The organism is Brucella sp., from assembly GCF_032066345.1.
Lineage (GTDB): Bacteria > Pseudomonadota > Alphaproteobacteria > Rhizobiales > Rhizobiaceae > Brucella > Brucella pseudogrignonensis.
This window is the reverse complement of sequence record NZ_DAMBKZ010000029.1, coordinates 1-17327: the sequence shown is the minus strand read 5'-3', so window position 1 is coordinate 17327 and position 17327 is coordinate 1. Positions and strand designations below refer to the sequence as shown.

Here is a 17327-nt window from a genome sequence, read left to right as displayed (position 1 = left end):
ATGGCAAAAGCAGGATCGGGTCAGCTTCATTATCAGGTCGCGCTACTCAAACGCGAAGACGTTGACGACGGCATGGGCAGCACGGTCGGCCAGTGGGTCGAGCAGTTCCAGACACGCGCCGAGTTCATTCATCTCAGAGGCGGTGAAAGTGTCCTTGCCGGTCGCCTTCAGGGCAAGCACACCCAGGTTATCCGGGTCCGCAACTCGTCCAACACTCGGATGATATCCACTGACTGGATGCTTCGGGATGTGCGCACCGGGAAATCGTTCAATATCAGAGATATAGAGCACGAAGTTAACCGCCAATTCATCGCACTAACGTGCGAAAGCGGCGTAGCTACAGGGTGATGTCATGGTGGATGGCATCAAAGCCCTTGAGAAGCGTCTGACCAAAACGATACCGGAAGCAATTCGCAAAGCCGCTTCGGATGCGATGGAGAAGGGCGCTCAGGAAGTCGTGGATATGATGAAGCGCCGGGTTCCGCGTGACACTGGCGAGTTGGCCAATACCATCGGCTGGACCTGGGGAGATGCGCCGAAAGGCTCCATGGTGATCGGTGAAGTTCAGAACCGGAAATACAACACCATGCGCATTTTGATCTTTGCAGGCAGCGAGAAAACGCGGGTCGGCAGTCGAAATCAGTTTCAGCTCGCACGGTTGCTTGAGTTCGGAACCCAGGAAATGGGGCCGAAGCCCTTTTTCTTTGGCTCATGGCGCGCAAACAAGAAGCGTGTCCGGTCAAGAGTAACGCGAGCTATCCGAGAAGCGATTAAGAGGGAAAACGGCGCGTGAATATCTCCGAAGAGCTTCAGCGATACCTATACGCGAAATTGCGCACCGTCCCGGAAGTCCTGACGCTTGCGGGTGGACGTGTTTATGATCGCGTACCGGACAATGCAACGTTCCCGTATGTCAGCTTTGGGCCATCGGACATTGTAGATGATGGGGCTGAGTGCATCGAAGCAGAGACACATACAATCCAGTTGGATGTATGGTCTCGTGCGGTCGGCAAAGGCGAGTGCAAGAACATCACGGATGGCGTGAAAAAAGCGCTGATACGGGATACGCCAGCCCTTTCCGACAACGCAATTGTCGAAATGACAGTTCCCTATTGCCAAGTTGTCACTGACCCCGATGGCCTGACCTCGCACGGAATTATCCAAGTCGAGATAAAAGTGGAGATAGCGTGATGGCGTGGGCAATCTTCAAGGTCGAATGCAATTGGTCTCGGCCACAAAGTCGGTTCTCATTCAACGCGAAGGCGTCACCAGAGCCGCAGGAACGACCGCAGGATTTCATCGATTATTGCGTGTCGAAGGGCTGGGCCACCCAGGTTCAAAGCCCATCACGCGATGAAAAACGCGCTCTGAAGAGCCGTAACCGGGCGAAGTAAGCCCATTCACCTGAAACCGGGCCTCAAGCCCTTTTAAGGCTGGCGAGTAGCTGGCCCGTTTTCGCATGGAGAAAGCACATGGCTACCAAGCCGATCACAGCCGCATTCCCTGATTTCATCCTCGAAGTCGAGACTGAAACCGCCGGTACGTTCACGAAGGTGTGCGGCCTCACCCAGCGCGGTATCAACCGACAGCACAACATGCAGACCACCGAAGTCCCGCAGGATTGTGATGACGAAAGCCTGCCATCCGCTATTGAGCGCGCAGTTCAGTCTTCGGAAGTGACCATCTCGGCAAATGGTATTTGGGCCGCACAGAGCCACGAAATGATGATGGACTGGTGGTACAACGGCCAGGTGAAGAATATCCGCATCCAGCACGTCAAGGCGGCTGTCGGTGATACGGAATATGAAACCGGACCAGCTTACCTCGTCAATCTCAACAATGCCGTCGAGAAGGGCCAGAAAGTCAGCGCCGATATCGAAATCCAGTTCGACGGCGTTCCGACCCGTACCGCTAAGGTTGCTCCATAATGCGGCCAGCCCGTTCATTTGTGTGGCCAGCCGGTGAGCATGATTTCTGTCTCGGCATTGGGGAGCTTCGGGCGCTTGAACAGCGCTCGGATGCCGGGTGCTTCGTTATACTCACGCGCCTTCTGACATCTCAATGGAAGATTGATGATGTTCTGCAACCCATTCGGCTCGGCCTGATCGGCGGCGGAATGGATGAGCGTGAGGCGCAGCGAACCATCGACCGAGCGCTTGAGATTGCCAGCCCGTACAGCCTTGCGGTTCCTGCCGCAACAATTCTCCATTCCTTCCTAATGTGGGATGAGGAGGCAGACCAGCCGGGGGAGTTAAAGGCGGGGACGGAAGAAGCAGCGCGCCGCTCCCGAACGGAAAAACAAGATGGTCCCAGTTCTACATGACTGGGGCCGCTCTCGGCCTGTCGCCTCGGCAGATCGATGACATGACGCTGTGGGAATTTAACTGCTGCGCAACTGGCTTCGCCAAGGCGAACGGCGCGGAAGACAAAGCACCTGATTATAGCGACGAAGTTCTGAGCGAACTCGGTATTGCTGGGTTCGAGTGACGACTTGGAAGGATTAAACCATGGCTGACGATGCTGCCGCCTTGCTGATCCGCATTGAAGCATCGCAGGCCAAGGTCGAAAAGCAGATGGCCGCTATTGCTCGCCGTGCAGCCAAAGAGGCGCAGGCCGCTGAAAATAGCTTCAAGTCAGCGAATGACAATATGGCGAAGTCATTCAAGGCAGGTAGCGATAAGGCAGTGATGTCCGTCGGCGCAGTGCGAGCAGCCACTACCAATCTATCTTTTCAGCTAAACGACATTGCCCAACAGCTGGCGATGGGTACATCACCTTTTACGGTTATGGTCCAGCAGGGCAGCCAGGTATCCCAGATTTTCCAAGGGTCTGGGGGAGCAACCAACGCGCTGAAGATGTTCGGCGGCGCAATTACTTCCATGCTCAACCCTATATCTCTGGCTTCTTTCGCAATCATCGGTCTAACAGGATACGCACTTCAATACTTCACCAGCTTGGGCGAAGAGACCAAAGGTGCTGATGAGGTCCTGAAAGGGCATTCTGAACTTATCCGTCGCATCAAGGACGCCTACGGAGAGGCCGCTGCCGGTGCGGAGGAGTATAGTGCCAAAAGCCGCCAGATACTGGCATTTGATATTCAGGAGCGCATCCGCGAGTACAAAGACACAATTGCTAGCGTTGCGAGTGACCTGAACGAACAGCTTTCCTCGATACCAGCCGGAGAGTTTGAAGGCGCGACCTACACCATTCAGGAGCTTCAGGGCGCTCTCAATAACCTCCGGGAAGGCATCAAAAACGGCGACCCTGATATCCGCAAGTTCATCAATCGCCTGATTGATATCGAAAACCAGACCGGAACGCCGGAAAGCATCAAGGCGATCATTCGTGAAATCATCAATTCTGGCAAGGCTGGTGAGGAAGTCCAGTCGAAGCTAGAAACGCTGACAGGCGTCATTACCGGCGTCGGTACTGCTGCAAAGCGGCAGGCTGACAATGTCAGCGCTTTCACCAAGTCCGTGCGCGAGCTTGCAAATATCGCAATACCGGCACTTTCGGAAATGGAGAAGGCCGAGAAGGCGTACAGTGATGCGCTCCGCAATGCGACCACTCGCGAAGAACGGGATGATGCGTATCGAGCCTTTCAGGCAGCCCAAGACCGTATCCGTGTTGCTCAGACGATACCGACGCCCGGTCAGCGCCCGAACCCGGAAAGCTTTGCCCCAGAGCGTGAACGGCGCACAGGAGGAACTCGCAGCAAGAAGGTGAAGGATAGCTTTGATGAGCTTGATGATATCGTTGCGAAGTATGTCCGCGATGTTGTGAAGGCGGAAAGTGGCGGGCGCGCCAATGCGAAGAACCCACTTTCCTCCGCAACCGGCCTCGGCCAGTTCATCGAAAGCACTTGGCTTGATCTGTTCAAGAAGAACTTCCCGGATCGCGCCAAGAACATGTCCGATCAGACAATTCTTGCGCTGCGCAATGATGCGGAGATTTCCAAGAAGCTGATTGAAGCCTACGCCCGCGAGAATGCGGCGATCCTTCGTCAAGCTGGTGTATCGGTCAATGAAGCTGCACTTCAGCTTGCCCACTTCCTCGGCCCGAAAGGTGCCATCTCGGTTCTGACTGCGAAGAGCGGCACGTTGGTTAGCCAAGTTCTGCCACAGTCGGCCATATCGGCAAATCAGTCGATACTCGGCGGCGGGAAGACCGTTGATGACGTGATCGCCTACGCACAGAGCCGCGTGTCAGCCTACGACCAGATGAAGGAAGCAGCGCGGGCCTACAAGCTTGAACAGAAGGAGTTGAACCGGGAGGCGAAAGAGTTTGCTAACTTGGGCAAAGACCTTCTGGGCGGCTTCATTGATGATCTGCGGAATGGCGCGAGCGCTTCCGAGGCTTTGGCGAATGCTCTCCAGAAAGTTGCCAGCAAGCTTATCGACATCGCGTTGAACAATATCTTCAGCGGCGGCGGCTTGTTTGGCGGTGGCAAGGGTGGCCTATTCGGAGGCGCAATCATCCCCGGCATCCTCCACAGCGGCGGCGTGGCCGGTACGCATGGTTACAACCACGGGCGCGCAGTCTCACCTTCGGTGTTTGCAGGCGCGAAACGATATCACACCGGCGGCGTTGCTGGCCTTCAGCCGGGGGAAATCCCTGCCATTCTACAGCGTGGCGAGGTTGTTCTGCCACGCGGTGCCGGATTGGTGAGTAAGGGCAGAAGCACAGAAACCATCAACGTTGTTCTGCGGGATGACAGTGGCCGAATGGCTCAGATTGCCGATCAGCGCATTCAGACCGCATCCGGCGCAATTGTTCAGGTTTCGGTGCAGCAAAGCGCCAAGGCTGTTCAATCGAACTTCCCGACCATGCTAGCCGACGCTCAGGCAAGGAAAATGTAATGGCAACCATTCTCTGGCCCCGTTCGGTGCTCAAACCGAAGCGTGACCCGTTCAATATTGCCCCGCGTACACTCGCAGGCCCTTCCAGCGTGTCGGGCGTGACGCAGGTTACGGCTTCCGATGCGGGTATCTGGAAGGCCACATTCAGCGACATCATTATTCGTCGTGGATCGCCTTCCGTTCTTGCATTTCGGGCTATTGCAAATCTGCTGGAAGGTCGTTTGCGTCCGATCCTGGTTCCTCGCTGCTGCGCTTATCAACCGTTCGATCCTGACGGCAACGGCGCCGCTGATAAAGTGCCTCACTCCGATACCAGCCCGTTCAGTGATGGCGGGCTGTACCGCTCCCGATCAATCGATATCCGCCTGACAAGCAACATACCGCTGCGCGGAACGACGGCCAACATATCGCTTGTTACGGCGGGCCAATTGCAGCCGGGGATGGATTTCTCCATTGGGGAGCGGATGTACCGCATCCGCACAGTGCAGATGACCGGTACAAATACGGCAACGATCACGTTCCGGCCTCCAGCCCGCGAAGCCGCGCCAGCTGGTAGCGAGATGGAGTTCGACTATCCAGTGTGCAGGATGCGATTGGCTTCGGACAGCGAAATGGACCTCGATCTTGATCTCATTTCGCAGTGGTCATTCCCGACAGTGAATTTCGTGGAAGATGTCTGATGGCTTTCTTTGATCCGACGCAACTGGCCGAGTTCGCCAAGCATGAAGTGCGGCTTGATTTCCTTGTTGAGTTCCGCTTTGCGTCGGAGACGATGCGTGTCTGGAATGGGAATACGGCGCTGGAAACCGGAGGCAATCGCTATGAACCGATGTATGGCTATGGCTCGATTGACGGCATCGGCATGGCTTCGACCACTGCCGCGCAGAATGTCACGTTCCAGCTTTCGGGCTTGCCGGATGCGACATTGAACTTTCTCGCCATGGCACTCGATGCGAATGATGAGGTAGATCAGCGCATTGTCGTTATCTCGATCCAGCTTTTCGATGAGGAATGGCAGCCGCTTGGCGGTCCCGCGCCGATTTGGTGGGGCTTCATGCAGCCGCCCCGCATCAGCCGCACCGAAATGCAAGGTACAGAAGGCGCTATTCAGTCAATATCGATGACCGCTGAGAACGCATTCTTCAACCGATCACGACCGGCATATGGCCGCTATACCGACCGAGACCAACAGCGCCGTTCGCCCGGTGACAAGTTCTGTCAGTTCATCGGTTCGCTGCTCTTCAAGAGCTTTAAATACCCGGATTACTGATCCCATGAACATTGCCGAGTTTGTAGCTGCCGAGGCGCAAAAGCCTTTCCGGTGGGGAGAGACTGATTGTGTTTCGACCGTTGATCGCTGGATCAGGTCTTGCACAGGTCTGTCGCCGCTCGCCTGGGTAGACAGGGAATATTCGGATGCTGCCGGGGCGGCATCGGTCCTGGCAGATCGTGGCGGGCTGGCTGTGCTGGTCAACCGGGCAATGCGCTCGCAAGGGTTCATTAAGACCGGCGAGCCTGTGACCGGCGATGTCGGTTTGATCTTCCATAACGACAAACTGTGCATGGCGATCCATGTCGGAAATTGCTGGTTCTCGCACGATGAACATGGGCTGATTGGCGCGCCACTGTCCGCTGTCTGGAAAGCTTGGAGAATTAAATGCCAGTAGCACTTTCCGGCATCATTGCGTCTGTGGTGGGCGCTGGAGCGCTTGGCGCTGCCTTGCAGACAGGTCTTGCCCTCATCACGCTTGCCGCCGGTACGACGCTTGGCAGCTTGGCTATTGGCCTGGGCATTTCCTACCTTGCATCGTCGCTGTTTCGTCCAAAGCAGCCCAAGCCGGAAGATGTGCAGCAGCAGGTTCGCCAGCCTACGCCGCCCCGCATTCGCCACTATGGCCGCGTCAAGACATCTGGCGCATGGATATTCGCTGAAACCCAGAGCGGCGGGTTCTTCAAGGTTCTTGCCTTGGGGCAAGGCCCATTCGATACCATTGAAGAATACTGGCTTGATGACCAGAAGGTTGATTTGCTGCCGGACGGCTCACCGACGCCGCCGAGCAAATGGCGCGAGGGATCATCTGGAAAACCGCTTTTGCGCATTCAGTCGCGCCTCGGTGCGCCTGTCGAAACGGCATACAGCGAATTGACATCGAAGTTTCCCCAGTGGACGGCTGCCCACCGGGGCGATGGGATAGCCTCATTACTCGCCTGCCAATACGCGGTCGGTGACGAATACTATCTCAGCCTGTTTCCGAACGGCGTGAACACGAACTATCGCGTCGTGGCCCGCACGTCACTGGTCAAAAACCCGGTCACGGGCGCGGTCGCGTGGAATGATAATGCTGCCGCAGTGATCCGGGACTACATGACGCACAAGGACGGTATGCGCCTGCCGGAAAGCCTTTTCACGACGCCAAACGCACAAGCGGGATGGGTGGCTTCGTATAACAGGGCAGGGGAGGCAATCCCTATTGCTGTTGGCGGTACTGAACCTCGCTATCGTCTCTGGGGTTCATACAGCCTTGATGAGCGTCCTGCTGACGTGCTGGGCCGAATGCTGGGTTGTTGCGATGGCAGGCTGGTCCCGACGCCAGACGGTGGCCTTACGCTTGATATCGGGGCATGGTCCGAGCCAACAGTCGTACTGACCGCTGACGCGATCACCGGCTTCAGCGATGTTGGCCGTGGCCGCGACGTGATGACGACGGCCAATACCATCCGGGCAACGTTCCTCGATCCGAACCAAGACTATCAGGCATCCGATGCCGATCCTTGGGCAGACGAAGACGATGTGTCGGTACGCGGCGAAGAAGCCAGAGACGTACAGTTCAATATGGCTCCGTCACACAGCCAAGCTAGGCGGCTGATGAAGCTTGAATGGTTCCGCGCAAATCCGAACTGGGTGGGGACATTCAATACGAACCTGATGGGCCTTGCTGCATTCGGTGAGCGGCTGATCCGCATTCAATACCCGCTGTTTGGCATCAACAGTGTCTTTGAAGTCCTTGATTTCAAATTCATTCTTGGTGAAGGCGGCATCCTTCAAGGTGCGACCATTCAGGTTCAATCTATGCCGCAAGCTGCCTACCAGTGGGATACGTCGCAGGAAGGCACAGCGCCGGTATCGGACGAAACCAATTCGGATGATGACTTGCCGGTGCCGGATGCGCCAGACGTGACCATCATTTCCGGTCCAGTGGCAGAGCTGAGTTTCCCGCCGACCGGCAATATCCTGCTGAACTACATGGTCCGCTGGAAGAAAACGGCTGATACCGAATGGCGTGTGGCTGGGCCGCTCGAAAACGATGCTGAGAGTTTTGAAACACCGACACTCTCAGCACTGACGCAATACGAGTTCCAATTGGCCGTTCGAACCCAGAAGGGGCGCGTAGGCGCTTACTCGGCCAGCACGATCAAAACGACGCCCTGACCAACCCGACAAACTAAGAAATTCACACCCTGCCTTGGCGGGGCGTTTTGCCATGGAGCATTCGCATGACCGTTCGCACGATTGACGATATTTTCCGCGATTTCGTAATTGATGGCGTTCCCGCGTCGGGGCCATTCAACCCTCACAAGCCGGACATCCGCGACACGCTGAAGGCGCTGACCGAAGGAAGTGAGAACTTTCCTGACAATCGCGTCATTCGATTGAACAATGCTGATGAGGGCACTGCCAACAATATTATAGTTACCGCTTCTGTTGCTATCCCTGCGGCGGCGTATCAGGTGCTCTATATCCTGAATGTCACTCAGGAGAACACCGGGCCGGTGAAGGTATCGGGCGCTATCAACCGTGATCTGGTCACGAACACAAGTGCGCCTGTGCCATCTGGCTATTTAACACCCGGTATGGCCGTCCTTTGCATAGATACGGGATCGGCACTTCGGATGCTTTCCTATGGCGACATGGAAACGCTGCTTGCCGAGGTCGAAGTGGCTGTTTTGGAGGCTGAGGCCGCCAGAGACGCGGCTGAACAAGCGCGTGATGAAGCGAAAAATGCTGCCTCAGACGCTGTTGCGCAGGGAAATGTCCCGATCTATTCGACGCGCAATGCTGTTGAGACGCTCGAAATCCCTGCCGGGATCAATGCAATTCGGACCAATGGTTTTGCAACCGTGGGTGACGGCGGTGCTTCGCTTTATAAGCGCGTTGCATCTGAGCCTACCCATGCAGGAAAATTCCAGTCGGCTGATGGGGCATGGTGGGAGATTGCAGACATAGTGTTAAATTTGAAGCAGTTCGGGGCAATAGGTGACGGCGTGACGCCGACGGCCAATCAGATGCAGGACGCGATAGATGCACATCGCATCTTAAAGCGAAAACTCATGATCCCTGATGGAACCTTCATCGCAGAGAAGAGACTGACTATCGGATCGGATACATACATCGAAGGATATGGGGACCGATCTATCCTTAAGGTGTCTCCGGACTTCCGGTCATCCATAACGCCATGGATTACGTATGGACTAATCTGGAACAATGGTACTTCGCGGGCTGTTCCCGACAAGAACATAATACTGCGCAATTTTAGGGCTGACGGCAGTAGGGATGCTCTTTCATCGACTGACCAACCCAACAACGGGCCGCTTATCTATCTGGCGACACAGGATGGGTCGCCCCCTATGGAGAACATTACCATTGAAGGCGTTTTCATCGATAGCTCTTGGCAGGGGAACGATCCATCATACGGCGGCCTAAACGGTACGATGGGCCTTCTCATTGAGAATGCCAAACGAGTGAGTGTTCTCAATAATAGGGCAATTCGTACGGGGAGAGATGGCTTGTCAGTTGCCGGGTTGTCTTCGGATATCGTCATATCGGGCAACCATGTTGAGGGTAGTGGAGACGATGGAATATCGCTCAATTCGTCTGCCTTCCATCAAACAAATCCCGGTGTCGTTATTCGTAATGCGATTGTTAGCAACAACACTATTCGCAACGCTGGAGCTAGAGGGATACTTCTTAGCAATGTTGTCGGTGGTTCTGTTTCTGGGAACGTAATTGATGGAACTACCTCTTGGGGGATATTGGTCGATACGTACAATTTCGGCTATTTCTCGGATATTGTTGTCGCTAACAATACGGTAATTGGGGCATCTACGTACATTGGAGACCTAAATTCAGCAGGATATCAGCAAGCTGGCGGCATTAGGATTTACCCCTCGCCTCAGTCAACGTCTGGCTCAATCAACATTAATGTCACCAACAATTCGATAAGCTCTCCAGCAAAAGACGGCATATTCATCGATCAACAGTCGAGTTTCCAACTTCTTAATGTGAATGTCTCAAACAACACTATCTATAATACCGGTCGCTTCGGGATCACTTCCAACAAAATAGGGAGCGGGGGTCTTGAACAAGTGTCCGTTTCAAATAACAGCATCAGACAGTCGGCAGATAGTGGCATCTATATGCGACAGGCATTTGTATGCAATGTTGAAAACAACACGGTTTTTAACGCTGGCGTTTCTTCCGACCTGGACCCAATTTCGTTACTGAACGTCATAAACGCAAGAATTTCTTCCAACTCTACAATAGATACGCGTGGTGCCAGCGCTCGACATGCGGCCGGTCTTGCGCTGAACACTGTTACTGACGCCATAATTGAGGGTAACTTCTTGAAGGGCTACAAAGGCAATGCAATTTATGTGAATGCATCGTCCAGCCTAACCTATGGCACGAACAAGCCAACTATCCCTTAAAATGTTGCGAAATGGCCTTTTGAAGTAAAACAACATCCTGATACGTGGAGCCGTATTCGCATCGGAGGTGTTACGAAAACATTTCAGTTGGTTTGAAAGCTGCACGCTAAGTAAACTATGGGGATTAATTTACAACGATAACGACAATCCCTTCGTCTAAGTAAACCGAACCGCGAGAGGGCCAGAGAGGTTTCCCGTATGACCTTTCTATAACCGCTGAGCGCTCAGCAATTGGTGCGGCCACAAACCGAGAATCCAATAGACGGAAAACCCATTCTTTTGACCAAGAGCTATATCTCGCGGAAAGAATTTCCCCCCTTGGCCCCGAATTGACAGGATGGTCAAACCGGACAGCGATCTTCAACGTAGGTTGCAACGCAAACTCAGTGTCTTGGATTACATCATCGACGCGCATGATCATGCGGTTGACCGCAAGCCGATCCTGTTGCCAAGCCAATGTGTTATCAAATGACAACTTGGAGGACTGTGCGCCACTTACCAGCACCAAGCACGCCCCCAGAAGAAAGACACCAGCCGATATCGTCTTACGGGCACTTTGGGAGGCAATGCTTTGGTCCACCCCCATCCAATGTAAGCATGAACAGATGTAGAAAGCGTGTACCGTAGAAAAGATTATCAAAGACCTCGGGCCAAACTGGTCGAGCGGTGAAGCTAATGCTAGCAAAAATGGAACCACTGATAGAGAAAATAGTAAAAAAACTCCGTAAATTGCTTCCTCAATTCTCGCTTTTCTCTTATAGCATACGGTCATGAACAAAAGTAGACAGGTAAAAAACGAAATTCCTATAATTAGACGAAATGCCCATGGAAAGTAATATTCTTTGATGCCAGCCCTGAATGGTATCGACTGATTAACAAACAAATCGATCAGTCTATTATAGCTAAGTAATGCGCCGACAATGTTAATCTCTCCCCTGTCTAACAAAGGAATGCCACTTAGAGATGGTGAAACCTTTACAGAGGCAAAGTATATTAGCATTGAAATTGACAATACTAATGCGCCGGTAATGAGCCGCCGCAACGACGCTATTACCCCACTAGTGGGAATAATGATTATTTCTCTGCTTAAAAGTATGGCTACGAACACCTGAATACATGGCTGGTAAAAAGCAGGTGACGCGGAAAGTAAGATGACTGCGACTATTTGATGTTTCTGTTTGATTATAAGATTTGCACTGATGGACGCCAAAATCATTCCGATTGGGTATGCGATCCATACGCTGTCAAAAACGAACAAGTGGCCGTAGTATATTGAAACTGACGCCACCATGGAGAAAAGGAGAATCGTGGATTGCTTAGTAAAGCCTATAGCGTCAGCAGCTATGAGCGCAGACACAAAAGTCAAAGAAACTCCGATGAAAAGCGAAAATATTCCTGCGGGATTTTCGCCCTGCAAAAAATGAAATATTAAATAGTACCCCCACCGTCCTTGACCCATAAATGTAGTGCTATCGCCAGATGCACTTTGCGCTTGGATAATATCATCTGCGTTGAATGTGGGGTACCACGCATTACCACCATAAGCTAGAAGGCAGACGATGAGGCAAAATAGAATAAGGGAAGGTTGGATTCTCGATAGAGAGGAAGGAACCATTATTGATCCTTATGGTTTACTTTTCTTTTCAATACGTATCTTGGTCGATCTTTAACTTCTGAATATATTCTTCCTATATACTCGCCGAGAACGCCTATACCAATGAGTTGCACGCCTCCTAAAAAGAGAATAGCAACGAATGTTGAAGTGTACCCCTCAACAGAATTCCCGAAGACGAGCGTCTTGATTGCAGTCCAAATAGAGAAGACAAGTGAAAAGGCAGATACGAACAGCCCTATGTAGGTCCATATACGTAACGGTACGGTGGAAAATGACGTAATGCCTTCAACGGCTAGGTTCCAAAGCTTCCAAGCGTTAAACTTGGATTCCCCTACTGCTCGCGGCGCGCGGGAATATTCTATAACAGCAGTCTTCCCACCGACCCATGAAAGCAGGCCCTTCATGAAAAGGTTTTTCTCGGGCAGCTGAATAGTTTCGTCAACGATTCGCCTAGATAATAAGCGGAAGTCGCCAACATTTGGTTCAATGGCAGGCTTGCTGATGGTGTTATGTAGACGATAAAATAATTCGGCTGTGCGGCGTTTCAGGTACGTGTCTGAGGATCGATCCGCTCTTTTGGCAAGCACTATATCAAAGCCCTCGCGCCATTTGCTTATGAGCCTAGGGATTACGTCTATTGGGTCCTGAAGATCAACGTCTATTGGAATGACGGCGTCTCCAGTACTTTGCTCAAGCCCGGCAAACAGCGCGGGTTCCTTTCCAAAATTTCGACTAAAGTGGAGGACAATAACGTTTGTGTCGAGGTGCGCTAAGTTGTCCAGTACGTTTTCAGTGTCGTCTTCGCTGCCATCGTTTACAAAGACAAACTCCACCACATAGTCGCCAAGGGTTCGTTTAACGGCTTCATAGAATGTAGGAATAGCTTCCTGTTCGTTGTAAACGGGGATAATCAGTGAAATTTTCATCGTTAACCTGCAAAAACGATAAACTTGGAATACATGAAACCTATGGCGAGACTGAAAACTGAGAAACCAATAAAAACCACAGCTGGATGAGCTTTAAATCGGTCCCCTGCTAAACCAGTCAAATATGCCATAGCCCCCATAAAACAAATGAAAAGTAGATACCTGAAAGCGGTAGGCGGTGTGGAGAATGTCCAGGCAGCATTTGCAATGAAACTGAATGTCACCGCACAGAGAAATGCTGATGCATTCGCGACCGCGAGATTGGTTTGAAAGAACCTCACGGATACAGTCATGACAGTTCCATGTATTGCTGTATTCGCCACTCCGATCAAAATGTAGCGAACAAACTGGCCTGAAATATCCATATAGCCACCCCTTATCGGCCTAGTATCACTCATCTTGTCCTCTGTCCAACCTGCGCGACGCAAAAAATGAAATGACGCCGAACGAAATGATCGCGGCGCCGATCAGGATCAATGTCAGATTGAACGTCACCATGGCTTTTACTTTTTTCTACGGACGTAGCGAAGAAGTATGAAAAACGGCGGCACCATCACCAGAGCTGCAGCGACGACGAAAATAAGCTGTGAGAACGAAACCCATCCATTGAACATGTCGGTCATGTCAAAAAACGGCAACATCGCAACCTCTGTTGGCTGTCTCTAGGGCCAGGTCAAATACCATAGCCCCTCCTCTTTTTCTAGCCGCCCACTGAGGCGGCTTTTTCTTTGCGAGTTTCCGCTTCCATCGTAGAAGAAATAAGCTGTTACGATAGCGGCTGCTATCGCCATGAAAGACCAGAAAATCCATTCAAAATGTAAGTAGACCAGTGATCCCATGAACTCCTCCCAACGCACAAACGTTGGAAGGCTGAGAAAGTTCACTCAATGGAATGAAAAGCCCCGGCAAGGTTTCACTAACCGGGGCGGGCGCATTGGGAAACCACGCTGAAAGCTATGATATGCGCCCAGCCTCCGTGTAGATCGCTAACTGTTAATATTGTCTTCCAGAGACGTGGAAAACCCCGGCAACGAGGGTTACCGGGGCTGTGCAGGCCACCAGTCGCGTCGTGCCTGTTGACCTGCTCTTATACTTAGATAGCGCACCGGAGAATAAAAGAAAGCCTCGGACGCAGGAGGGACCCAGTCCGAGGCTTTGCGCACCGCAAAGGGTTAGCGGGGGCTAAAAACGGTGCGCAAAATTGATATAGCGCAATCAGCGAAAAAGAAAACCCCGGCTAGTCCGGGGTTGGGATTAAGCGTACATCAGTTCGCGTGTTGGTTCAGGAATTGGCCGCTTCATGGATTTAGCACAATCGAGCCAATCGCTGATCGCTTCGAGAACATTGCTCAAAGCTTCCTGCTCTGTTTCGCCATCGGACATGCAGCCGGGAAGATCTGGAACAAACGCGACAAAGCCGCCCCCGTCTTCTTCGGAGAGCGGTTCAATATGAATGCGATAATCATGCTCGCTCATTTTTCGCTCCTTTTGACTGCATCAATGAAATCTACCAGCTTCTTTATGTACAGCGCCTTAATGGGGCGCTTGAAGGGTATGGTGAGGATATCAGTCTGGCTCGGATGTGCAACACCATAATGAGAACCATTGCTAGGCTTACAGCATTCGACGCCAGCCCAAGCGCAAACCACTTCTACATCTTCAATGCGCCAATCACCCTTCGGGTTCCGCCGCATTTGGTCAAAGCGCTTCTCGCCCTGCGCCATACTTAATTCTCCCCGTCCGGCGTTCCAATAGCACGGACGATCACATTTCTGCAATCAAACTTTCATTTCGAAAGGAAACCACCTTGGATATGCACCTTGGCGATACCCGCCTCTTGATTGAGGCTGGTCGAAAGCGCGGACTATTGCGCAATCAGATGGCCTACGTTCTCGCAACCGCCTATCACGAGACGGCGCATACGATGAAGCCGATCAATGAAATGGGCGGCGAAAAATATCTCCAGTCCAAGAAATACTGGCCATACATCGGGCGTGGCTATGTCCAGATAACATGGCGCCAGAATTATGAGCGAGCCAGCAAGGAACTCGGCGTTGATTTTGTCCGGGAGCCGAAGCTGCTTCTCAAGGCGGAATACGCAGCGCCGATCATCATCGCCGGGATGGTGGAAGGATGGTTCACTGGAAAGAAGCTGTCGGACTATATCACCTTGCAGAAGTCGGACTTCAAGAACGCGCGCAGGATCGTGAATGGCACCGACAAGGCGGAGCTGATTGCCGGCTATGCCAAACAATATGACAAAGCCCTGCTGAATGAAGGCTATGGCGTCGAGCAAGTCGTTACCGCTCCAGCCGCAGACGTGGTCCCGGCACCCGTCGATGAAAAGCCAATCTCCAAATCCTCTCGCTTCTGGACGTGGTTCGGATCGGGCGGCGGTGCCGCTGTGATGCCATTTGTCGACTGGAAAGTGCAGTTGGTCATTGTGGCGGCGATTATTCTGGTTGCAGGCTATGCGATTTTCACGATGCCGCAGGCGAGGGCCAAGCTTGAAAAGCTGGTTGATACGATATGACGGGTTTAATCGCACTCATCCCAAACTGGCTGAAATACTCGCTCGCTGCCGTTCTGGCGGCGCTTCTGCTTCTGGCGGGTGGATATCTCGCCGGAATGCGTGAGGGCCGTCAGCAAGCTGTTTCCGAGCAATTGCGCGAAACCGTCAAAGCCGAAAAGGAAAGGGGCAAGGACGATGAAAAACTACGCGGGCTTACGGATTATGATTTTTGTATTCTTGCCCTTCGTCGTCGCGGGCTGTCCTTCGATCAGTGCGACGAGCTGCGCGGGCTGGAGACAGAATAACCTATCGCCTGCCGGTCTGGTCGCACTGACCAAAGTGGACCGGCCAGCGGCGGAGCGGGTCGAAGGCAATGATGAAAACGGAAAACGGCGGGGCTGCTGGAGATGACGCCAATGGACAAAGATGCTGCTACAGCACACCGCCTTGTAGAGCTGCCGGAGGAAACGAGAGAGTTTCTATCCCAACTTCGCGAGGAAGATATTGACCTCTTGAAAGATGGTCTCGATCTGATCCGGTCACTAAGAACCATTGGCCGTTTCATGCGCTGGCTCATTCTCGGCATTCTGGCGATCCTTATCGGGATCGTTTCGCTGTATGAGAACGCGGTAAAAATATGGGCGTGGTTTCATAAGTGAGCGCGTAAGAAGTGCCATGCCACACTGATATCAAACGGAAAAACGAGCGCGTAAATACTCTATTTGATTTTCAATGCCTTCTTTCTCGGAGCAGGCGTGACCACGATAAGCTCGCGCTCCAAGCGCTGTTTTCGCAGGCGGAGAGTCTTTGCGACCCGCTCGTCTACTTCCGCATCTAGAATAGTACGCACGGCTTTATTGGTACGTGAAGCAACCGACTCGCGAGAGGAAGGAATTGGCTTGAAAAGAGTATCTTTCGTAAAGGGACCGCGTGGGTCTTGGGGCAATTGTTGTAATCCTTTTTGAAGTGAATAAAAAAGGCCAAGCAATGCTTGGCCTCAAAGCTAATTTCCTTCGACAGTGCCAGTACATCCGTGGTCAAAGGAAAGAAAATCAGCTATTTAAGCGGCTTGCAGATTGCAGGCCGACATTTTGCCGGACTTGCGATCCTGTTCAAGATCATAAGTGAGCTTCTGGCCTTCGGTCAGCGAGTACATACCTGCGCGTTCAACCGCAGAGATATGAACAAACGTATCGCCGCCGCCATTTTCAGGCTGAATAAATCCAAAGCCTTTTGCTGCATTAAACCATTTAACTGTGCCGGTGTTCATTGGAACCCCTTTCGTAGCAATATTGATAGCCGCGCTTGAAACAAACGCAGAGACGAAACGATTTTTAAAAGGGAGTTTTTGTTCATCGCACGGCGCTAATCGTGCAGAAAGCAAAGCTCAGCAATAAAATATCGATAAATATCTTCTAGCTGTTTAAATAAAATCTGTCAAACGATTAATGATATATGGTCCGATAAATTGGAAAAAACTATTTAATTCGATCAATATTTCTTTTGTTTTTACAGGGAAAGAACGATTTAAGGGTCATTATTTGAGAGGCCCAGTTTGGTGCCTCTCGAGGGATAATTGTTAGGCAGTGCCATAGGCGGACGACACTTCCGTTTGTGGACCTGGGCCTGTTTGAATGTCGCCCATTACTCCATCCATAAATCTCTTCAGAATTAACGCTGAGTCATTATAATGGGGTCCTGGTAGGGGT

At 52.2% G+C, this 17327-nt stretch carries 22 protein-coding genes; 16 read left to right on the top strand and 6 right to left on the bottom strand.

Annotation, left to right across the window (positions count from 1 at the left end; all coding sequences use genetic code 11):
- The 13 genes from RT142_RS22605 (at window position 1) to RT142_RS22545 (ending at window position 10565) form a co-directional block, all read left to right on the top strand.
- Window positions 1–348: a phage head closure protein gene (locus RT142_RS22605; RefSeq protein ID WP_313031712.1), complete on the top strand. Its 348-nt coding sequence runs from the start codon at window positions 1–3 to the stop codon at window positions 346–348.
- 4 nt (window positions 349–352) lie between these two features.
- On the top strand, window positions 353–793 hold the full coding sequence (locus RT142_RS22600; protein ID WP_183657497.1) for an HK97-gp10 family putative phage morphogenesis protein: 441 nt from the start codon (window positions 353–355) through the stop codon (window positions 791–793).
- On the top strand, window positions 790–1191 hold the full coding sequence (locus RT142_RS22595; RefSeq protein WP_011982438.1) for a DUF3168 domain-containing protein: 402 nt from the start codon (window positions 790–792) through the stop codon (window positions 1189–1191). Before RT142_RS22600 ends, RT142_RS22595 begins: the two co-directional genes overlap by 4 nt.
- On the top strand, window positions 1191–1394 hold the full coding sequence (locus RT142_RS22590) for a hypothetical protein (protein WP_313031705.1): 204 nt from the start codon (window positions 1191–1193) through the stop codon (window positions 1392–1394). The genes RT142_RS22595 and RT142_RS22590 overlap by 1 nt, the downstream gene beginning before the upstream one ends.
- A gap of 78 nt (window positions 1395–1472) precedes the next feature.
- Entirely contained in the window at window positions 1473–1928 is a 456-nt protein-coding gene (locus RT142_RS22585; RefSeq protein ID WP_011982439.1) for a phage tail protein, read from the top strand.
- Window positions 1928–2323, top strand: coding sequence for a gene transfer agent family protein (locus tag RT142_RS22580; protein ID WP_313031702.1), 396 nt, complete (start codon window positions 1928–1930; stop codon window positions 2321–2323). The genes RT142_RS22585 and RT142_RS22580 overlap by 1 nt, the downstream gene beginning before the upstream one ends.
- The gene (locus RT142_RS22575; RefSeq protein WP_167874485.1) at window positions 2320–2487 is read left to right on the top strand and encodes a hypothetical protein; all 168 of its coding nucleotides are present in this window, start codon (window positions 2320–2322) and stop codon (window positions 2485–2487) included. The genes RT142_RS22580 and RT142_RS22575 overlap by 4 nt, the downstream gene beginning before the upstream one ends.
- A gap of 20 nt (window positions 2488–2507) precedes the next feature.
- On the top strand, window positions 2508–4859 hold the full coding sequence (locus RT142_RS22570) for a phage tail length tape measure family protein (RefSeq protein ID WP_313031696.1): 2352 nt from the start codon (window positions 2508–2510) through the stop codon (window positions 4857–4859).
- On the top strand, window positions 4859–5539 hold the full coding sequence (locus RT142_RS22565) for a hypothetical protein (RefSeq protein WP_313031693.1): 681 nt from the start codon (window positions 4859–4861) through the stop codon (window positions 5537–5539). The genes RT142_RS22570 and RT142_RS22565 overlap by 1 nt, the downstream gene beginning before the upstream one ends.
- Window positions 5539–6129 (top strand): hypothetical protein, encoded by a 591-nt coding sequence (locus tag RT142_RS22560; protein WP_109988521.1) that lies wholly within the window; start codon window positions 5539–5541, stop codon window positions 6127–6129. The genes RT142_RS22565 and RT142_RS22560 overlap by 1 nt, the downstream gene beginning before the upstream one ends.
- A gap of 4 nt (window positions 6130–6133) precedes the next feature.
- Complete coding sequence (locus RT142_RS22555; protein ID WP_313031688.1) at window positions 6134–6526, top strand: DUF6950 family protein; 393 nt, start codon at window positions 6134–6136, stop codon at window positions 6524–6526.
- A complete protein-coding gene (locus RT142_RS22550; RefSeq protein ID WP_313031687.1) occupies window positions 6517–8289 on the top strand; it encodes a fibronectin type III domain-containing protein in 1773 nt (590 codons plus the stop codon). Before RT142_RS22555 ends, RT142_RS22550 begins: the two co-directional genes overlap by 10 nt.
- Before the next feature lie 65 nt (window positions 8290–8354).
- On the top strand, window positions 8355–10565 hold the full coding sequence (locus RT142_RS22545; RefSeq protein WP_313031686.1) for a right-handed parallel beta-helix repeat-containing protein: 2211 nt from the start codon (window positions 8355–8357) through the stop codon (window positions 10563–10565).
- A 124-nt stretch (window positions 10566–10689) separates the two neighbouring features.
- Here the strand turns inward: RT142_RS22545 and RT142_RS22540 are convergent, their stop codons facing one another.
- The 5 genes from RT142_RS22540 to RT142_RS22520 all read right to left on the bottom strand — a co-directional run bounded on the left by RT142_RS22540 (window position 10690) and on the right by RT142_RS22520 (window position 14830).
- Window positions 10690–12180 carry a glucosyltransferase domain-containing protein gene (locus RT142_RS22540; RefSeq protein ID WP_313031685.1) on the bottom strand — a complete coding sequence of 497 codons (1491 nt, stop codon included), beginning with the start codon at window positions 12178–12180 and terminating at the stop codon, window positions 10690–10692.
- Entirely contained in the window at window positions 12180–13106 is a 927-nt protein-coding gene (locus tag RT142_RS22535; RefSeq protein ID WP_313031681.1) for a glycosyltransferase family 2 protein, read from the bottom strand. Before RT142_RS22535 ends, RT142_RS22540 begins: the two co-directional genes overlap by 1 nt.
- A 2-nt stretch (window positions 13107–13108) precedes the next feature.
- The gene (locus tag RT142_RS22530) at window positions 13109–13471 is read right to left on the bottom strand and encodes a GtrA family protein (protein ID WP_313031676.1); all 363 of its coding nucleotides are present in this window, start codon (window positions 13469–13471) and stop codon (window positions 13109–13111) included.
- 889 nt (window positions 13472–14360) lie between these two features.
- Window positions 14361–14582, bottom strand: coding sequence for a type II toxin-antitoxin system HicB family antitoxin (locus RT142_RS22525; RefSeq protein ID WP_144897035.1), 222 nt, complete (start codon window positions 14580–14582; stop codon window positions 14361–14363).
- Entirely contained in the window at window positions 14579–14830 is a 252-nt protein-coding gene (locus tag RT142_RS22520) for a type II toxin-antitoxin system HicA family toxin (protein WP_144897037.1), read from the bottom strand. Before RT142_RS22520 ends, RT142_RS22525 begins: the two co-directional genes overlap by 4 nt.
- A gap of 89 nt (window positions 14831–14919) precedes the next feature.
- Between RT142_RS22520 and RT142_RS22515 the strand changes: the two genes are divergently transcribed.
- The 3 genes from RT142_RS22515 to RT142_RS22505 all read left to right on the top strand — a co-directional run bounded on the left by RT142_RS22515 (window position 14920) and on the right by RT142_RS22505 (window position 16277).
- On the top strand, window positions 14920–15639 hold the full coding sequence (locus RT142_RS22515) for a hypothetical protein (RefSeq protein ID WP_313031818.1): 720 nt from the start codon (window positions 14920–14922) through the stop codon (window positions 15637–15639).
- Window positions 15636–15923: a hypothetical protein gene (locus RT142_RS22510; RefSeq protein ID WP_313031672.1), complete on the top strand. Its 288-nt coding sequence runs from the start codon at window positions 15636–15638 to the stop codon at window positions 15921–15923. Before RT142_RS22515 ends, RT142_RS22510 begins: the two co-directional genes overlap by 4 nt.
- A gap of 111 nt (window positions 15924–16034) precedes the next feature.
- Window positions 16035–16277: a hypothetical protein gene (locus RT142_RS22505; RefSeq protein ID WP_235925452.1), complete on the top strand. Its 243-nt coding sequence runs from the start codon at window positions 16035–16037 to the stop codon at window positions 16275–16277.
- Between the two features lie 401 nt (window positions 16278–16678).
- On the opposite strand, the gene RT142_RS22500 is transcribed toward RT142_RS22505, so the two are convergent.
- On the bottom strand, window positions 16679–16888 hold the full coding sequence (locus tag RT142_RS22500) for a cold-shock protein (RefSeq protein ID WP_121982997.1): 210 nt from the start codon (window positions 16886–16888) through the stop codon (window positions 16679–16681).
- Window positions 16889–17327 lie beyond the last annotated feature (439 nt).